The following is a 15,191-nucleotide window of genomic DNA, read 5'->3' on the forward strand; positions in this document are numbered from 1 at the left end:
GGCCGTAGGCTGCCGGTGTGGACCACCAGACGACGCGGCGACCGGTCGGCGATCATCAGCAGGCGCTCGGCGCCCTCGTGGGACGGGCGCTGTCCCGGCCGCGCCGCCGGACTCTCGCGCTGACCACGCTCCTCGACGGGGCCGGTCGCGGCGCGCTGCCGCACGCCGTCGCCGGTGGCACGGTCGCGGCCGCGGACCTACCGGGCTTCGACAACTCGCAGATGGACGGCTACGCCGTCCGCGCTGCCGACACGACCGGGGCGACGCCGTCGGACCCGGTCGTGCTGCCCGTCGTGGCTCCCGTCCCGGCCGGCACGCAGCCGCCGCCGCTCGCACGCGGCACCGCGGCGCCCGTCATGACCGGCGCCGCGATCCCGGACGGCGCGGACGCCGTCGTCAGGATCGAGGACGCCGACCCGCCTGCCTTCCCCGAGCCGGGCACGCCGGCGACGGTCCGGTTCGCCGCGCCTGTCCACCCCGGCACGTTCGTGCGCCGCACCGGCTCCGACGTCACCGCCGGTGACGTCGTCGTCCCGGCCGGGACCCCGCTCGGGCCGGCGCAGCTCGGCGTGCTCGTCGCCGCGGGTGTCGCCGCGGTCGAAGTCGCCGAACCCCCGCACGTGCTGCTGGTCTCCACCGGTTCCGAGCTCGTGCCCGCCGGCCGGACCCTCGGTGACGCCCAGGTGCACGACGCCAACGGCGCCATGCTCACGGCGGCGCTCGCGGAGGTGGGGGCGCGCGTCACCCATCGCGTCGTGCCCGACGACCCGGCCGCGCTGCGGGCGGTCCTCGCCGAGGCGCCCGACGACGTCGCTCTCGTCGTGACCAGCGGCGGTGTCTCCGCCGGTGCCTACGAGGTGGTGCGCCAGACTCTCACCGACGCCTGGTTCGGGCACGTGGCCGTCCAGCCCGGCGGGCCGCAGGGGCTCGGGACCATCGTGCTCGGCGGCCTGTCAGACTCGCTGCCGGGTAGGGACCGTCCTGAGTCTGACAACTCCAGGTCTGACAGCTCCAGGGCGGTGCCGCTGGTCGCGTTCCCGGGCAACCCCGTCAGCGCGCTGGTGTCCTTCGAGCTGTTCCTGCGCCCCGTCCTGGCCGCGTCGACGGGCGCCGCCACGGCCCACCGGCCCCGCCGACGGGCGCCGCTTGCCGCGCCCCTCGACTCCCCGTCCGCCCTGCACCAGGTCCGCCGGGGGCGCCTCGACGCCGACGGCCGCGTGGAGATGGTCGGCGGACCGGGATCCCATCTGCTGGCCCACCTCGCGGCGGCTACGCTCCTCGTGCACGTGCCACCCGGCGTCGCCCACCTCGAGGAGGGCGACGACGTCGACTGCTGGGAGATCAGATGAGCGACCTGTCCCACTACCGCGACGACGGTGCCGCCCACATGGTCGACGTCACCGCGAAGGACGTCACGAAGCGTGCGGCCACCGCCCGCGGCGTGCTGCGCACCCGGGCGGACGTCGTGGAGCGCATCGCGTCCGGCGACCTGCCCAAGGGCGAGGCGATCGCGACCGCGCGCGTCGCCGGGATCATGGGCGCCAAGCGCACCCCGGACCTGGTGCCCCTGTGCCACCCGTTGCCGCTGTCCGGCGTCGAGATCGACATCACCCCGGTCGGCGACGTGGCGGGCACCGTGGAGATCACCGCCACCGTGCGCACCACCGGCCGCACGGGCGTCGAGATGGAGGCGCTCACCGCCGTCACCGTCGCGGGCCTGACGCTCTACGACATGATCAAGGCGGTCGACAAGGCCGCGGTGCTCACGGACATCGGGGTCGTGGCGAAGTCCGGCGGGAAGTCGGGCGACTGGGTCCGCGGCGAGGAGCGCTCGTGAGGGCCGCCGTCGTCGTGGCCTCCGACCGCGCCGCCGCCGGGACGTACCCGGACCGCTCCGGGCCTGCAGCGGCCGAGTGGTTCACCGCACGCGGATGGGAGGTGCTGCCCGTGCTGGTGGTGCCGGACGGCGAACCCGTCCGCGACGCCCTCCTCGACCTGCTCGAGTCGGGTGACGGCACCCCCGACGTCATCGTGACCTCGGGCGGGACCGGGATCGCGCCGTCGGACGCCACCCCCGAGGCCACGCGGGCCGTGCTGGGCCGCGAGGTGCCGGGGATCGCGGAGCTGGTACGGGCGCGCTCGCTGGCCCCCACCGATCCCGGCAAGAGGGCCGTCCCCGGTGCTGCGCTGTCCCGCGGCACGGCCGGCGTGGCCGATCGGACGCTGGTCGTCAACCTGCCCGGATCGGTCGGGGGAGTGGTCGACGGGCTCGACGCGCTGGCGGACGTGCTCACGCACGCCGTCGACCAGCTCCGTGGCGGCGACCACCCCGCCCCCTCGCAGCCACCTGCACCGCGGGGCGGCGCCGTCGTGCTGCGTGCGGACGTCGTGGGCACCCCGCTCGAGGACGCCCTGGCACGTCTCGCCGAGGAGGTCCGCGACGACACCTGCGGAGCGGTCGCCACCTTCGTCGGGCACGTCCGCGACCACGACGAGGGCCGGGGCGTGACCGCGCTGCGCTACGAGTCGCACCCGGACGCCGCCGCCGTCCTGGCCCGCGTCGCCGACCGGGTGGCCCGCCGGACGGCCGAGGCCACCGGCGACACCGTGCGGGTCGCCGCCTCGCACCGGGTGGGCGACCTCGCCATCGGCGACGTCGCCGTCGTCGTGGCCGTCGCCTCCGGCCACCGGCAGGCCGCGTTCACCTGCGCGAGCGACCTCGTCGAGGAGCTCAAGGCCGAGGTGCCGATCTGGAAGGAGCAGGGCTTCATCGACGGCTCCAGCGAGTGGGTGGGTTCGCTCGGCTGACCTCGGGCGGGCTCCCACCCGCAGGTCATCGGCTGTTCACCGGGTGGTCGGCCGGTCGATGCCGGGGCGCCACGGACCGTTCCTACCGTCGGTCGCGACCCCCCGGTCCCGATCCAGGAGTGTCCGATGACGATCGCCCCCGAGTCCCGCCCGCAGCTGCCCGTCACGGTGGCCCCGCACTACGCGCGCGGCAAGCGAGCCGCGGCGACCTGCCGCTACAAGTGCGCCGACGCCTGCGCGCACCCCGCACCGAACCTCAGCGCCAACGAGTACTTCCGCGACGTCGCCTCCCGGGCGCTGAGCCGGCGGGTCATGCTCGGTGGCGTGGCCGCCGCGGCGGCCGCCGTCGTGGTGGGCGCCGAGGTGCTGGGCGCCGAGCCCGCGACCGCCGCGCCGACGCACCGCGGGGGCGGGCGGGGGCTGGCCTTCGGTGCCATCGACCCGCAGCCGATGGCGATCGACGACTTCGTGGTCCCCGAGGGGTACGAGTGGTCGCCGATCATCCGCTGGGGCGACCCGATCCTGCCCGGTGGCCGCGCCTTCGACCCGGCGCGCCAGACGCCGGAGCAGCAGGCGAGGCAGTTCGGCTACAACTGCGACTACCTCGACATCCTGCCCGAGGACCCGAAGCACATCACCTCGATGGTCGAGACCCGGCGCGGCAAGCGCGGCGTGCTGGTGTCCAACCACGAGTACACGAACCCGCAGATCATGTTCGACGCGTCCTACGACGCCGCCACGCGTCGCGCGATCGAGCGGGCCGCGCACGGCATGTCGGTCGTCGAGCTGCGCCGCGACCGCCCCGGGACGCCGTGGGAGTACGACCGCATCGCCCGGCTCAACCGCCGGATCCACATCGGCTCCGAGTTCGTCGTCGACGGCCCGGCAGCGGGTCACGACCTGCTGAAGACCGTGGACGACCCGACCGGGCGGAAAGTCCTCGGGACGCTGAACAACTGCGCCGGCGGCACGACGCCGTGGGGCACGGTCGTCTCCGGCGAGGAGAACTTCCACGGTTACCTGCGGGTGGACGGGAGCGACCCGCGCGACGCCCGCTACGGCCTGCGCAACTCCGCGACCGGGTACGGCTGGGAGCTCGACGAGCCGCGGTTCGACGGCAACAACCCCGGCTTCGAGAACGAGAACCACCGGTTCGGCTGGGTCGTCGAGCTCGACCCGTACGACCCGGACGCCGCGCCCGTCAAGCACACGGCGCTCGGCCGGTTCAAGCACGAGGGCGCGAACGTCATCCTGTCCGACGACGACCGCGCGGTCGTCTACATGGGTGACGACGAGCGCTTCGACTACGTCTACAAGTTCGTCTCGACCGGGCGGATGCGCCACGGCAACAGCCGCTGGGCGCGCGAGCACAACAAGACGCTGCTGTCCTCCGGCGACCTGTACGTCGCGCGGTTCACCGGTGACTCGCCGGCCTCCGAGATCGACGGCTCCGGCGCGGTGCCGTCCGACGGCGCGTTCGACGGCACCGGTGAGTGGCTGCCGCTCGTGCTCGACGGCGAGTCGCAGGTCGAGGGCATGTCCCTCGAGGAGGTGCTCGTCTTCACGCGGCTGGCCGGCGACGCGGTCGGCGCCACCAAGATGGACCGCCCCGAGGACGTCGAGCCCAACCCGTTCACGGGCCGCGTCTACGTGGCGTGCACGAACAACTCGAACCGCGGCGTCGGGTCGAACGCGCCCGCCGACGAGGCCAACCCCCGCGGCTCGAACCGTGACGGTCACATCGTGGAGATCATCGAGGACGGCGGCGACCAGACGGCCACCACGTTCACGTGGAACCTGCTGCTGGTCGCCGGTGACCCCGAGGTCAACGACTCCACGTACTTCTCCGGCTACCCGGCCGAGAAGGTCTCGCCGATCTCCTGCCCGGACAACCTGGCCTTCGACACCGACGGCAACCTGTGGATCTCCACGGACGGCCAGCCGTCGGCGATCCAGAAGTGCGACGGGCTGTTCAAGGTCACCCTCTACGGGCGCCGGCGCGGCCGGGTCGAGCAGTTCCTCTCCGTCCCCCGCCGGGCGGAGACGTGCGGGCCGGTGCTCGACGTCCGGGACTCGATGGCCTACGTCAACGTCCAGCACCCGGGCGACGACGGCAGCTGGGACGCCCCGACGTCCTACTTCCCGGACTACCTCGACGCCGACGAGGACGTGCCGGCGGGCGCCTGGCGCGGCCCGCGGCCGTCGACCATCCAGGTCTACCTCGCGGACGCGGACGACGAGCACCCCGGCCGCGGCGACCGGCACGACGGGCCGGGGCCGTTCCCCGGTGGCCGCGGTGGCCGGGGCCGGGGATCGCGCAACCGCAGCTCGTTCCGCCCCGAGGCCGGGGAGCAGTTCCGGGGCTGATCCCGGGAGGCGGCGCGACGGGATGACACGGGCGCCTGGCGTGGTTCGTAGACTTGATGACTGTGACAACCACCCAGGCGCCCGGCGCCTACCTCGATCACGCCGCCACGACGCCCATGTCGGCGGCGGCCCTCGAGGCGTTCGTCGCCGAGGCGGGTCGCACCGGCAACGCGTCGTCGCTGCACTCCGCCGGCCGGGCCGCCCGGCGCGCCGTCGAGGAGTCCAGGGAGACCGTCGCGGACGCGCTCGGTGCCCGGCCCAGCGAGGTGATCTTCACCGGTGGGGGCACCGAGGCGGACAACCTCGCCGTCAAGGGCATGTTCTGGGGACGGCGTTCCCAGGACGCGCGGCGACGGCGCGTGCTGGTCTCCGCCGTCGAGCACCACGCCGTGCTCGACCCCGCGTTCTGGCTGGCGGGGCACGCCGGGGCGGACATCACGCTGCTCCCGGTCGACGGCGAGGGGCGCCTCGATCTCGACGCGTTGCGCGCCGAGCTCGCCGCCCACGGCGACGAGGTCGCGCTGGTCTCGGTGATGTGGGCGAACAACGAGGTGGGCACGCTCCAGCCGGTGCGCGAGGTGGCGCGGATCGCTCACCGCCACGGCGTCCCCGTGCACACGGACGCGGTCCAGGCCGTGGGCCAGGTCGAGGTCGACTTCGCCGCCTCGGGCGTCGACGCCCTGACGGTGACGGGCCACAAGCTGGGCGGCCCGGTCGGGGTCGGCGCGCTGCTCGCCCGGCGCGACCTTCCTCTGGAGGCGGTCTCGCACGGCGGGGGGCAGGAGCGTGGCGTGCGCTCCGGGACGCTCGACGTCGCCGCCATCCGTGCCTTCGCCGTCGCACTCGCCGAGGCGGTCGGTGCGCGCGAGGAACAGGCGGTCGCCCTGGCGGCGCTGCGCGACGAGCTCGTCGCCGGGGTGCTCCGCGCCGTCCCCGACGCCGTGCTGCGCGGGCCCGAACCCCGGTCCACCACACCCGAGGGCCTGCCCGCCCGCCTCCCGGCCAACGCGCACTTCACGTTTCCCGGCGCCGAGGGCGACTCCCTGCTGTACCTGCTCGACTCGGCCGGGGTGCAGGCCTCCACCGGGTCGGCCTGTCAGGCCGGGGTCCCACAGCCCAGCCACGTGCTCCTGGCGATGGGGATCAGCGAGACGGACGCCCGTGGCGCGCTGCGCTTCTCGCTCGGCGCCACGTCCGTGCGCGACGACGTCGAACGGCTCCTGGCGGCGCTTCCCCAGGTGGCCGAACGGGCACGGGCCGCCGGTCTCGTCGCCGCCCGTCCGTCGATGGGCGGTGCCGCGTGAACGCCCGGAGCGAGGCACCGCAGCCATCCTGCAGGAGGGACGTCCCATGAGGGTGCTCGCCGCCATGTCCGGCGGGGTCGACTCGGCCGTCGCGGCCGCTCTCGCCGTCGAGGCGGGCCACGACGTCGTCGGCGTCCACATGGCCCTGAGCCGCAACCGGGACCAGTTCCGCACCGGGTCGCGCGGGTGCTGCTCGATCGAGGACGCCGGGGACGCGCGTCGTGCCGCCGACGTGCTCGGTATCCCGTACTACGTGTGGGACCTGTCCGAGACGTTCGAGGAGACGGTGGTCGCGGACTTCCTCTCCGAGTACTCGGCGGGGCGCACACCGAACCCGTGCGTGCGCTGCAACGAGCACATCAAGTTCGAGGCCCTGCTGGACAAGGCGACGGCGCTCGGCTTCGACGCCGTCGCCACCGGCCACTACGCGCGGATCGAGACCGGTCCGGACGGCGCGCGCGAGCTGCACCGCTCCCCGAACGACGCCAAGGACCAGTCGTACGTGCTGGCGGTGATGGGGCGCGAACGGCTCGACCGGTCCCTCTTCCCGCTCGGCGGGTTCGCCAGCAAGGAGGAGGTGCGCGCCGAGGCCGCGCGCCGGGGCCTGTCGGTCAGCGCGAAGCCGGACTCCTACGACATCTGCTTCGTCGCCGACGGCGACACCCGCGGTTTCCTGCGCGACCGGCTCGGTGCAAGGCCCGGCGAGGTGCGCGACACCGACGGCAACGTCGTCGGGGAGCACCAGGGCGCGTACGCGTACACGGTCGGGCAGCGCAAGGGCCTGGGCCTCGGCCGACCTGCGCCGGACGGGCGGGCGCGCTACGTCGTGGACATCGACACCGGGTCGAACACCGTGGTGGTCGGCCCGGCCGAGCTGCTGAGCGTCGACCGGATCGCCGGGGGCGAGGCCGTCTGGCTCGTCGACCCGCCCGCCGCGTGGACGGCGTGCAGCGTCCAGGTGCGCGCCCACGGGCGCGCGGTGCCCGCCGAGGTGCGAGCGTCCGACGCCGGCGCGGCCGGTCTGGAGATCCGGCTTGGCGAGCACCTGCGCGGCGTGGCGGCGGGGCAGTCGGTCGTGGCCTACCGGGGCACGAGGGTCCTCGGGCAGGCGACGGTGGCGCGTGCCTGGCGCGACGCTCCCGCCGCGGCGAGCGCGGGGGCCCGGGCATGACGGCGGTGAGCGGCCACGGACCGTGGCCCGGCGGCGAGCGCGACGTGCTCGAGGCGCAGCTCCAGGTGGTCGGTGACCTGGCCGAGCTGCCCACCGGCGTCGACGCCGTCCCGTTCCTCACCCAGCTGACCGGCCGCGGACCGGGCGCCGCCTCGACCGGCCGCAGCGCGACCCTGCTGGCCGGGACGGCGATCGAGCTGGGCCCGCACGGCTGGAAGCTCGCGGACCGGCCGGGTGGGGACGAGCGCCTCGCCCGGGCCCTGCTGCGTGAGGACCTCGGGGCGCTCGCCGTCGCGGCCCACGGGTACGCCGGCCCGCTGACCGTGGAGGTCACCGGCCCGTGGACGCTCGCCGCCGAGCTGTGGTCGGCGCGGGGCGACCGGGTCCTGGCGGACCAGGGAGCGCGTGCCGACCTGGCGGTGGCGCTGGCGACGGGACTGGCGGAGCACGTCGCCGACGTGCGCGGCCAGGTCCCCGGAGCCGAGGTCGTCGTGCAGCTCGCCGAGCCGTTGCTGGGACAGGTGCACGCGGGCGTACTGCCGACGTTCTCGGGCTACTCGCGGATCCGGGGGGTGGACGGACCTACGGTCGTGGAAGGGATGCGACCCGTGGTCGACGCCGTGCACGACGCCGGGGCGTCGGTCGTGGTCCACCTCGGTGGCACGTGGGTGGGCATCCCGCCCGCCGTGCTGGCGGGCGCCGACGCCATCGGCCTTGACCTGTCGGCGGTCGGTCCCGACGGGTGGAACGAGCGGGCGTGGGAGCTGGTCGCCCGGGCGACCGAGCGCGAGGTCGGTCTCTGGGCAGGGTTGCCGCCCGCCACCGTCTCGCAGTGCTCGGGCCCGCAGCTCGGCGAGCTCGTGGCGCTCGTCGCCGGACCGTGGCGCCGGGTCGGGCTGCCCGCCGCCGGGTTGGCCTCGCTCACGCTGCTCGCCGCACCGCGGACCGTGCCGGCGAGCGTCGACGACCACCGTGCCGGGCTCGCCAACCTCGGCCGGGTCGGGGAGTCGCTCGCGGAGCGTGCCGCCGCCTGAACCGGTCGCCGGGCGGGGTCGTCAGGCGAGCCGGTCGTGCAGGAACGTCCACGCCAGGGCCGACATGTGGGCGGCCTGCGCGTTGTTGGCCGCCCCGCCGTGGCCGCCCTCGATGTTCTCGTAGTAGGTGACGTCCTGGCCGGCGGCGAGCATCTTCGCCGCCATCTTGCGGGCGTGGCCGGGGTGGACGCGGTCGTCCTTGGTGGAGGTCGTGAACAGCACCGGCGGGTGCTCCCGGTCCGCGTCGAACTGGTGGTACGGGGAGAAGGTCCGCAGGAACGCCCAGTCCTCGGGATCGTCCGGGTCGCCGTACTCCGCGACCCACGACGCCCCGGCGAGCAGGTGCGAGTACCGCTGCATGTCGAGCAGCGGCACCTGGACGACGACGGCGCCGAAGAGCTCCGGGTACCGGGTGAGTATGTTGCCCGCCAGCAGGCCGCCGTTGGAGCCGCCCTGAGCACCGAGGTGCTCGGGCGTCGTGATGCCGCGGGCGACGAGGTCGCGGGCGACCGCGGCGAAGTCCTCGTAGGCGCGGTGCCGGTTCTCCCGCAGCGCCGCCTGGTGCCACCGGGGTCCGTACTCGCCGCCGCCGCGGATGTTGGCCACGACGTACACCCCGCCACGGGCCAGCCAGGCCCGTCCGGCGCCGCCCGAGTACCCGGGCAGCAGCGGGATCTCGAACCCGCCGTACCCGTACACGAGCGTCGGGGCGACGGCCGGTGCCGCCGGGTCCGTGGGACGCACGAGGTCCGCGCGGCCGACGACGAAGTACGGCACCCGCGTCCCGTCGTCGGAGGTCGCGAAGTGTTGCTCGGCGACCATGCCGGTCGCGTCGAAGAAAGAGGGTGCGGACTTCAACGGCTCGGGGGCGCGCGGCGCGTCGTCCGGCCCGACGACGGTGGCGATCGCCAGGGTCGACGGGCTGAGGTAGCCGCTGCTGGTCACCCACACGTCGTCGCTGTCCACGGCCGAGACGGCACGGACGCCGACGGTGAGGAGCTCGCCGCCGACGGGCAGGTCGGAGCGGGTCCAGGCCGCCCCGCCGTCCTCGGCGGGGTCCGGGGGTGTGAGCACGTGCACCGAGCTCTTCACGTCGTCGAGCACGTTGACCACCAGGTGGTGGCGGGTCCAGGCCGCCCCGGCGAGCGAGGTCGACGGCGTCGGGGTGAACACCGCGGTCAGGTCGCGGGACCCGGCGAGGAACGCGGCCACGGGCGCCGCGAGCAGGGAGCCGCCGGGGTAGGTGCGGGGACCGGACGAGGTCCGGACCTCCCAGTCCTCGCGCAGCTCGACGAGCAGCCACTCGCGGTGGAACCCCACCTCCGCCGAGTCGGGGACGTCGATCCGGGTCAGCGCCTGGTGCTCCGTGCCGACGTCGCTGACCAGGTAGGTCTCGGAGCGGTAGAAGGCGATCGACCGCTGGACGACGTCGCGCTCGAACCCTGGTGTACGCGACCGGTGTCCCCTGATGTACATGTCGTCGTCGGTGCCCTCGTAGACCACCACCGCGTCGTCGACCGGGGTCCCGCGCCGCCAGAGCTTGACGATGCGGGGATAGCCCGACGGGGTCGTGGTGCCGGGGCCGAAGTCGGTGAACACGTAGACGGTGTCCTCGTCCGCCCACGACAGGCCGCCCTTGGCCAGCGGCCGGCTGAAGCCGCCCTCCTCGGCCGGCACGAAGCGCTTGTCGACGAGGTCGAACTCCCGGGTCACGTCCGCGTCCGACCCGCCGGGGGAGAGGTCGACCAGGGCGCGCCGCCAGGGTTCGCCGGCGGCGAGCCGCTCCGGCGTCGGCCGCAGCACCGACGCGCCGTGCCAGACCCACGACTCGCCCTCGGCGGCCGCGAGCTCGTCCAGGTCGAGGACGGTCTCCCAGCGTGGCTCGTCGGTGCGGTACTCCTCGAGGGTGGTGCGTCGCCAGAGACCACGCTCGTGGTCGGCGTCGCGCCAGAAGTTGTACAGGTGGTCGCCGATGCGCGAGACGGCCGGGATGCGGTCGTCGGAGTCGAGGACCTCGCGCAGCGCGTCCCGCGTCTCCTCGAACAGGGGGCCGGCCGAGGCGGCGCGGGCGTGCTCGTTGCGAGCACGCACCCAGTCGAGCGCGTCGTCGTCGGACACCTGCTCGAGCCAGCGGTACGGGTCCTCCGAGGTCCCCGGCCCGGAACCGGGCCCGGAACCAGGCCCCGAACCAGGCTCGGAACCGGGACCGGACCCGTTCCCGGGGACGGTCTCGGACGGCGTGGCGTCGGTCCGGGTCGGGGCGTCGGCACTCATGGACGGACCCTAACCCGCCGGGGCGACACGGCTTCCGGGGAGGGCGCGCCGGGAGGCGTTCCTCTTTCACCCGGTTGCCCGCTGTGGTAGAAACTCCTGGTCAGGGCTTCGCTGCCCGCTTCAGACCTTCCACCGGGTTCGCGGAGAAGATCACCTCTGGGCGATCTGTGCACGACGCCGTGGGACCCGACCTCACACCCGACGGAGGTGCGGTGAGCACGACGAGACCCGGACGAGCTCCGGCGGCCGGACGCGTGCTGCCATGGCTCTGCGTCGCGGGCATGGTCCTGTGCGTGGCGGCCCTGCCCCTCGTGGACGTGTCCGCCCGCGCCTGGGCCGGCTGGCTCCTCGGCGGAGCGGCCGTGGTGCTTCCGGTCCTGGCCGCCGTCCTGCTGGCCCGCACGTCCCGTCGCGACGACGAGGCGTTCCGGGCGGTGCTCGCCGAACGCGACCAGCTCGCCGCCGGACTCCACGAGACCACCCGGACTCTCCAGGAGACGACGGCGGCCCTCACGGCCGAGAAGGAGGCGCGCGTCGATCAGCGCACGGCCGTCGAGACGGCGGTCGTCGCCCTGAGCCGCAAGGTCCAGTCCTCGGCGCACCGCATCCAGGAGGAGGCGGCTCGCATGGTCCAGCGGCACGCTGCGGACCCGGACGTGCTGCAGACGTCGATGCGCATCGACCACGCCGCGGCGCAGCACGCGCGCCAGGCGCAGAACCTGGTCGCCCTGTGCGGTCGGCGCCCGGGGCAGACGTGGGAGGACCCGCTGCCGCTGCCGGACGTCGTGAAGGCCGCCGCCGGCCGCATCACCGCCTTCCACCGGGTGGAGGTCTCGGGGGACCCGGGTCTCGCGATCACCGGTCGCGCGGTGGAGCCCCTGGTGCACGTCGTGGCCGAGCTCCTCGCCAACGCCACCCAGTGCTCGCCCCCGAACACCCAGGTGCTGGTGATGATCCGGCAGGTGCAGCGCGGTGCGGTCATCGAGATCGACGACTGCGGGGTGGGGATGGATCCGCGCGAGCTCTCCCGCGTTCGGGCGATCGCCGCCGGTGAGCGGGCGGTGGGGATCGCCGACCTGGGCGAGGTGCCGCAGACGGGCCTCGCGGTGGTCGGGACGTACGCCCGGTTCCTCGAGCTGCGTGTGGACCTCACCGAGTCCGTGTACGGCGGGCTGCGCGCCGTCGTCATGGTGCCGGACACGCTGACGGAGGTCGCCGCGACCGCCCCCGACGTCCTGGCGCCCAGCGTCGACGACGCCTGGGACGGCCACGGTGAGGGCGAACCGGTCGGGGCCGCACCCGGCGCCCCGCTGCCGACCTCGACCGGGGGCGGGCCGGACGCCGGCCCGGAGGCCGCCGCGGTCCCGAGCGGACCGCCGGCGTTGCCGCAGCGGCGGTCGCGCCGGGCGGAGCTGGACCGCCCCTCGACGTCCGGGACCGGTCTGCCCCGGGTCGCCGCCTCCCGCACCGCGGGCACGACGCCCGACCCGACGCCCGACCAGACGGCGGAGGAGGCGGGAGCCTGGATCGGCGCCTTCTTCGCCGCCACGACCGACGCCCCGCAGGACGACCCTGACACCCATGAGCCGTCCGTCGCGACGGACGGGACCTCGGAGGACAGATGACCACCATGACCTCGACCTCACCCGGGACCGACGACCCCGACAGCTGGATGCTCGACCTCGTCGCCGAGGTGCGAGGCGTGCAGCATGCCGTCGTGCTCAGCTCGGACGGGCTGGTGAAGGTGCGCACCGACGACACGGACCCGGACACGGCCGACAAGGTCGCCGCGGCGTGTGCCGGGCTCGTCGCCCTCGGGATGAGCATGGGCCGCGAGTTCGGGGCGGGCGACCGGCTGCGGCAGGTCGTCGTGGAGTTCGACGGCGGCTTCCTCTTCGTCCGGGGTGCCGGCGACGGTTCCCGGCTGGCCGTCGTCACCGACGCGACCGTCGACCCGGGTCTCGTCGCCCAGCAGATGCAGGCACAGGTCCTGATGATCGGTGAGCACGCGCTCCGTACGGACACGGTCAGCTGAGGGATGGTGCCATGCACTCGGACGGATACCGCGACCACCCGGTACGTTCCTACGTCCTGACCGGGGGGCGGGCGCACCCCACGCGCAACACGCTGCGGCCCGAGACGCTGCTGCGCGCCGTGGACGACGGACGTGAGCTGCCGGGCAGCGCGGGCCGTCACGAGCGGACCCTGCTGCGGACCTGCCGCGGCACCCTGGCCCTCGCCGAGCTCGCCGCGCACGTGCGCCTGCCCGTGAGCCTCGTCGCCGTGCTGGTCTCCGACCTCGTCGACGGCGGCTACCTCGCGGTGCTGTCCACCCCCGTCCACGACCTGCCCGCGACAGATCTGCTCGAGGAGGTGCTCGATGGGCTCCGTCGGCTCTGAGCCCCCCGCCGCACGACACCTGGCACCGACGGTCGACCGGTCGGTCAAGGTGCTGGTGGTCGGCGCGTTCGGCGTCGGCAAGACGACGCTCATCCGCACGGTCAGCGAGATCCCGGTGCTCAGCACCGAGGAGTCGATCACCACCGCGAGCGTGGGCGTCGACCCGCGGCGCGCCGAGAAGCGGACGACGACCGTCGCGATGGACTTCGGCCGGGTCACCGTCGGGTCGAGCACGGCGCTCTACCTGTTCGGCACGCCCGGTCAGCGCCGCTTCTGGGACCTGTGGTCGGGCCTGGCCGACGGCGCGGTCGGTGTCCTGGTGATCGTCGATACGCGCGACCTGGCGCAGAGCTTCGAGGTGCTCGACCAGCTCGAGGAGCACACCCGTCTCCCGGTCGCCGTGGTGGTCAACGAGTTCCCGGACTCGCCGCGGCACGGCGTCGACGAGGTGCGTTCCGCCCTCGACCTGCCTCCGGACACTCCCGTCGTCGCCGGCGACGTGCGGGGCCGCGCCCAGGCGGTCGAGGCGCTGACGACTCTCGTCGCGCACGCCCTGCACCGTCAGCGCGCCGCGGGCGTCGCCGCGTGAGCGTCACGGCGGCGGGCCGCGTCGTGCGGCTGGAGGAGGTGACCGACCGCCCCCTGCTCGCGGACCTCGCGGGGGCCCGTCACCCCGCCGAGCGGTATGCCGACCTGCGTTCGCGCTGGGGGGCCGTGGCCCCGGTGGACCTGGAGCCCGGGGTGCCGGCCTGGCTCGCGCTCGGCTACGACGAGGTCGGCACGGTGCTGCGCAACGAGGTGCTCTTCTCCCGCGACTCGCGGGACTGGCGATACGAGTCCGAGCGACTCGTGGCGTGGCGGTCGCCGGTGCGGGCGGTGCTGGCCCAGACCGACAGCGCCCACGACCGGGACGGGGCGGAGCACCGGCGCCTCCGTGCCCCGCTGGCCGACGCCCTGGCCGCCGTCGACGACAAGCGGCTCACCCGCACGGTCACGGTGGCGTGCACGTCCACGCTGGACCGGCTCGCCGCCCGGGGCGGTGCCGACCTCGTCGCGGACTACGCGGTGGACGTCCCCGTGCGCGTCGTCGCCGACCTGCTCGGCATGACGCTCGCGGACGCCCGGCGGCTGCACGAGCTCACGGTCCTGCGGCGGTCCGGGACCGAGGACGCCTACGCGGCGGTCGCCGAGACGGAGAACCTCCTCGCGACGTTCGTCGCGGGTCGCCGTGCGGAACCGGGCGACGACATGACGTCCTGGCTGCTGTCCCACCCCCAGCACCGTCACGACCTGGAGGTGATGGGCGCCGTCGGGCTGCTCTTCCGGACGGCGCACGACGCGGAGATCGCGTGGATCGCGACGGCGTTGCACCGGATGCTGGCCGACCCGGGCTTCGCGGCGACGGTGCACGGCGGCCGACTGTCGATCGACGACGCGCTCGACGAGATCGCGCGCGAGTCCCCGCCGGTGCCGCACCTGCTCCCGCGGTACGCGCTCGAGAACTGCGAGCTCGGGGGCCAGCCGATCGCCGCGGGTGACGCCGTCGTGCCCGCGGTCGCGGCCGCGAACGCCGACGGGGCCGTGCAGGCGTCCGACCCGTGGGAGCAGGTCGACTCGCGGTTCCACCTGACGTGGGGCGTCGGGGCCCACGCCTGCCCGGCGCACCGGGCGGCCCCGTTGCTCACGCGGCTCGTGGTGGGCCACTTCGTCGGGAGGGTGGCGGAGATGGAGCTCGCGGTCGCGCCCGAGGAGATCGTGCCCGTGCGCTCGGCGTGGACGCGCTACCCGCGCGAGCTCCCGGTCCGGTTCCGCTGAGGGAACCGGACCGGGAAC

General features: G+C 74.7%; 13 protein-coding genes. 12 read left to right on the forward strand and 1 reads right to left on the reverse strand.

Annotated features, from left to right (window positions below; all coding sequences use genetic code 11):
* Positions 1 to 17 precede the first annotated feature (17 nt).
* From AC3RJ8_RS05460 to AC3RJ8_RS05490, 7 genes are all read left to right on the forward strand, one after another.
* On the forward strand, positions 18 to 1,349 hold the full coding sequence (locus AC3RJ8_RS05460; protein WP_489714913.1) for a molybdopterin molybdotransferase MoeA: 1,332 nt from the start codon (positions 18 to 20) through the stop codon (positions 1,347 to 1,349).
* Positions 1,346 to 1,837, forward strand: coding sequence for a cyclic pyranopterin monophosphate synthase MoaC (gene moaC, locus AC3RJ8_RS05465; RefSeq protein WP_489714914.1), 492 nt, complete (start codon positions 1,346 to 1,348; stop codon positions 1,835 to 1,837). The genes AC3RJ8_RS05460 and moaC overlap by 4 nt, the downstream gene beginning before the upstream one ends.
* A complete protein-coding gene (locus AC3RJ8_RS05470) occupies positions 1,834 to 2,808 on the forward strand; it encodes a molybdenum cofactor biosynthesis protein MoaE (RefSeq protein ID WP_489714915.1) in 975 nt (324 codons plus the stop codon). Before moaC ends, AC3RJ8_RS05470 begins: the two co-directional genes overlap by 4 nt.
* Before the next feature lie 126 nt (positions 2,809 to 2,934).
* A complete protein-coding gene (locus AC3RJ8_RS05475; RefSeq protein WP_489714916.1) occupies positions 2,935 to 5,175 on the forward strand; it encodes a PhoX family protein in 2,241 nt (746 codons plus the stop codon).
* Between the two features lie 56 nt (positions 5,176 to 5,231).
* On the forward strand, positions 5,232 to 6,479 hold the full coding sequence (locus AC3RJ8_RS05480) for a cysteine desulfurase family protein (RefSeq protein ID WP_489714917.1): 1,248 nt from the start codon (positions 5,232 to 5,234) through the stop codon (positions 6,477 to 6,479).
* A 46-nt stretch (positions 6,480 to 6,525) separates the two neighbouring features.
* Complete coding sequence (gene mnmA, locus AC3RJ8_RS05485; protein WP_489714918.1) at positions 6,526 to 7,650, forward strand: tRNA 2-thiouridine(34) synthase MnmA; 1,125 nt, start codon at positions 6,526 to 6,528, stop codon at positions 7,648 to 7,650.
* Complete coding sequence (locus AC3RJ8_RS05490; protein WP_489714919.1) at positions 7,647 to 8,684, forward strand: uroporphyrinogen decarboxylase/cobalamine-independent methonine synthase family protein; 1,038 nt, start codon at positions 7,647 to 7,649, stop codon at positions 8,682 to 8,684. The genes mnmA and AC3RJ8_RS05490 overlap by 4 nt, the downstream gene beginning before the upstream one ends.
* 21 nt (positions 8,685 to 8,705) lie before the next feature.
* On the opposite strand, the gene AC3RJ8_RS05495 is transcribed toward AC3RJ8_RS05490, so the two are convergent.
* The gene (locus tag AC3RJ8_RS05495) at positions 8,706 to 10,958 is read right to left on the reverse strand and encodes a prolyl oligopeptidase family serine peptidase (protein ID WP_489714920.1); all 2,253 of its coding nucleotides are present in this window, start codon (positions 10,956 to 10,958) and stop codon (positions 8,706 to 8,708) included.
* 212 nt (positions 10,959 to 11,170) lie between these two features.
* Between AC3RJ8_RS05495 and AC3RJ8_RS05500 the strand changes: the two genes are divergently transcribed.
* The 5 genes from AC3RJ8_RS05500 to AC3RJ8_RS05520 are packed head-to-tail and all read left to right on the forward strand — an operon-like array spanning position 11,171 to position 15,173.
* Positions 11,171 to 12,583, forward strand: a complete 1,413-nt coding sequence (locus tag AC3RJ8_RS05500; protein WP_489714921.1) for an ATP-binding protein — start codon at positions 11,171 to 11,173, stop codon at positions 12,581 to 12,583.
* Positions 12,580 to 12,993, forward strand: a complete 414-nt coding sequence (locus tag AC3RJ8_RS05505; protein ID WP_489714922.1) for a roadblock/LC7 domain-containing protein — start codon at positions 12,580 to 12,582, stop codon at positions 12,991 to 12,993. Before AC3RJ8_RS05500 ends, AC3RJ8_RS05505 begins: the two co-directional genes overlap by 4 nt.
* Positions 12,994 to 13,004: 11 nt before the next feature.
* Positions 13,005 to 13,358, forward strand: coding sequence for a DUF742 domain-containing protein (locus AC3RJ8_RS05510; protein WP_407317127.1), 354 nt, complete (start codon positions 13,005 to 13,007; stop codon positions 13,356 to 13,358).
* Entirely contained in the window at positions 13,339 to 13,947 is a 609-nt protein-coding gene (locus AC3RJ8_RS05515) for a GTP-binding protein (protein WP_489714923.1), read from the forward strand. Before AC3RJ8_RS05510 ends, AC3RJ8_RS05515 begins: the two co-directional genes overlap by 20 nt.
* Entirely contained in the window at positions 13,944 to 15,173 is a 1,230-nt protein-coding gene (locus tag AC3RJ8_RS05520; RefSeq protein WP_489714924.1) for a cytochrome P450 family protein, read from the forward strand. Before AC3RJ8_RS05515 ends, AC3RJ8_RS05520 begins: the two co-directional genes overlap by 4 nt.
* The last annotated feature ends 18 nt before the right edge of the window (positions 15,174 to 15,191 follow it).

The sequence above is a fragment of the Isoptericola sp. MSGPD8_1_ISO-PGPR-S23-394 genome (assembly GCF_058072785.1).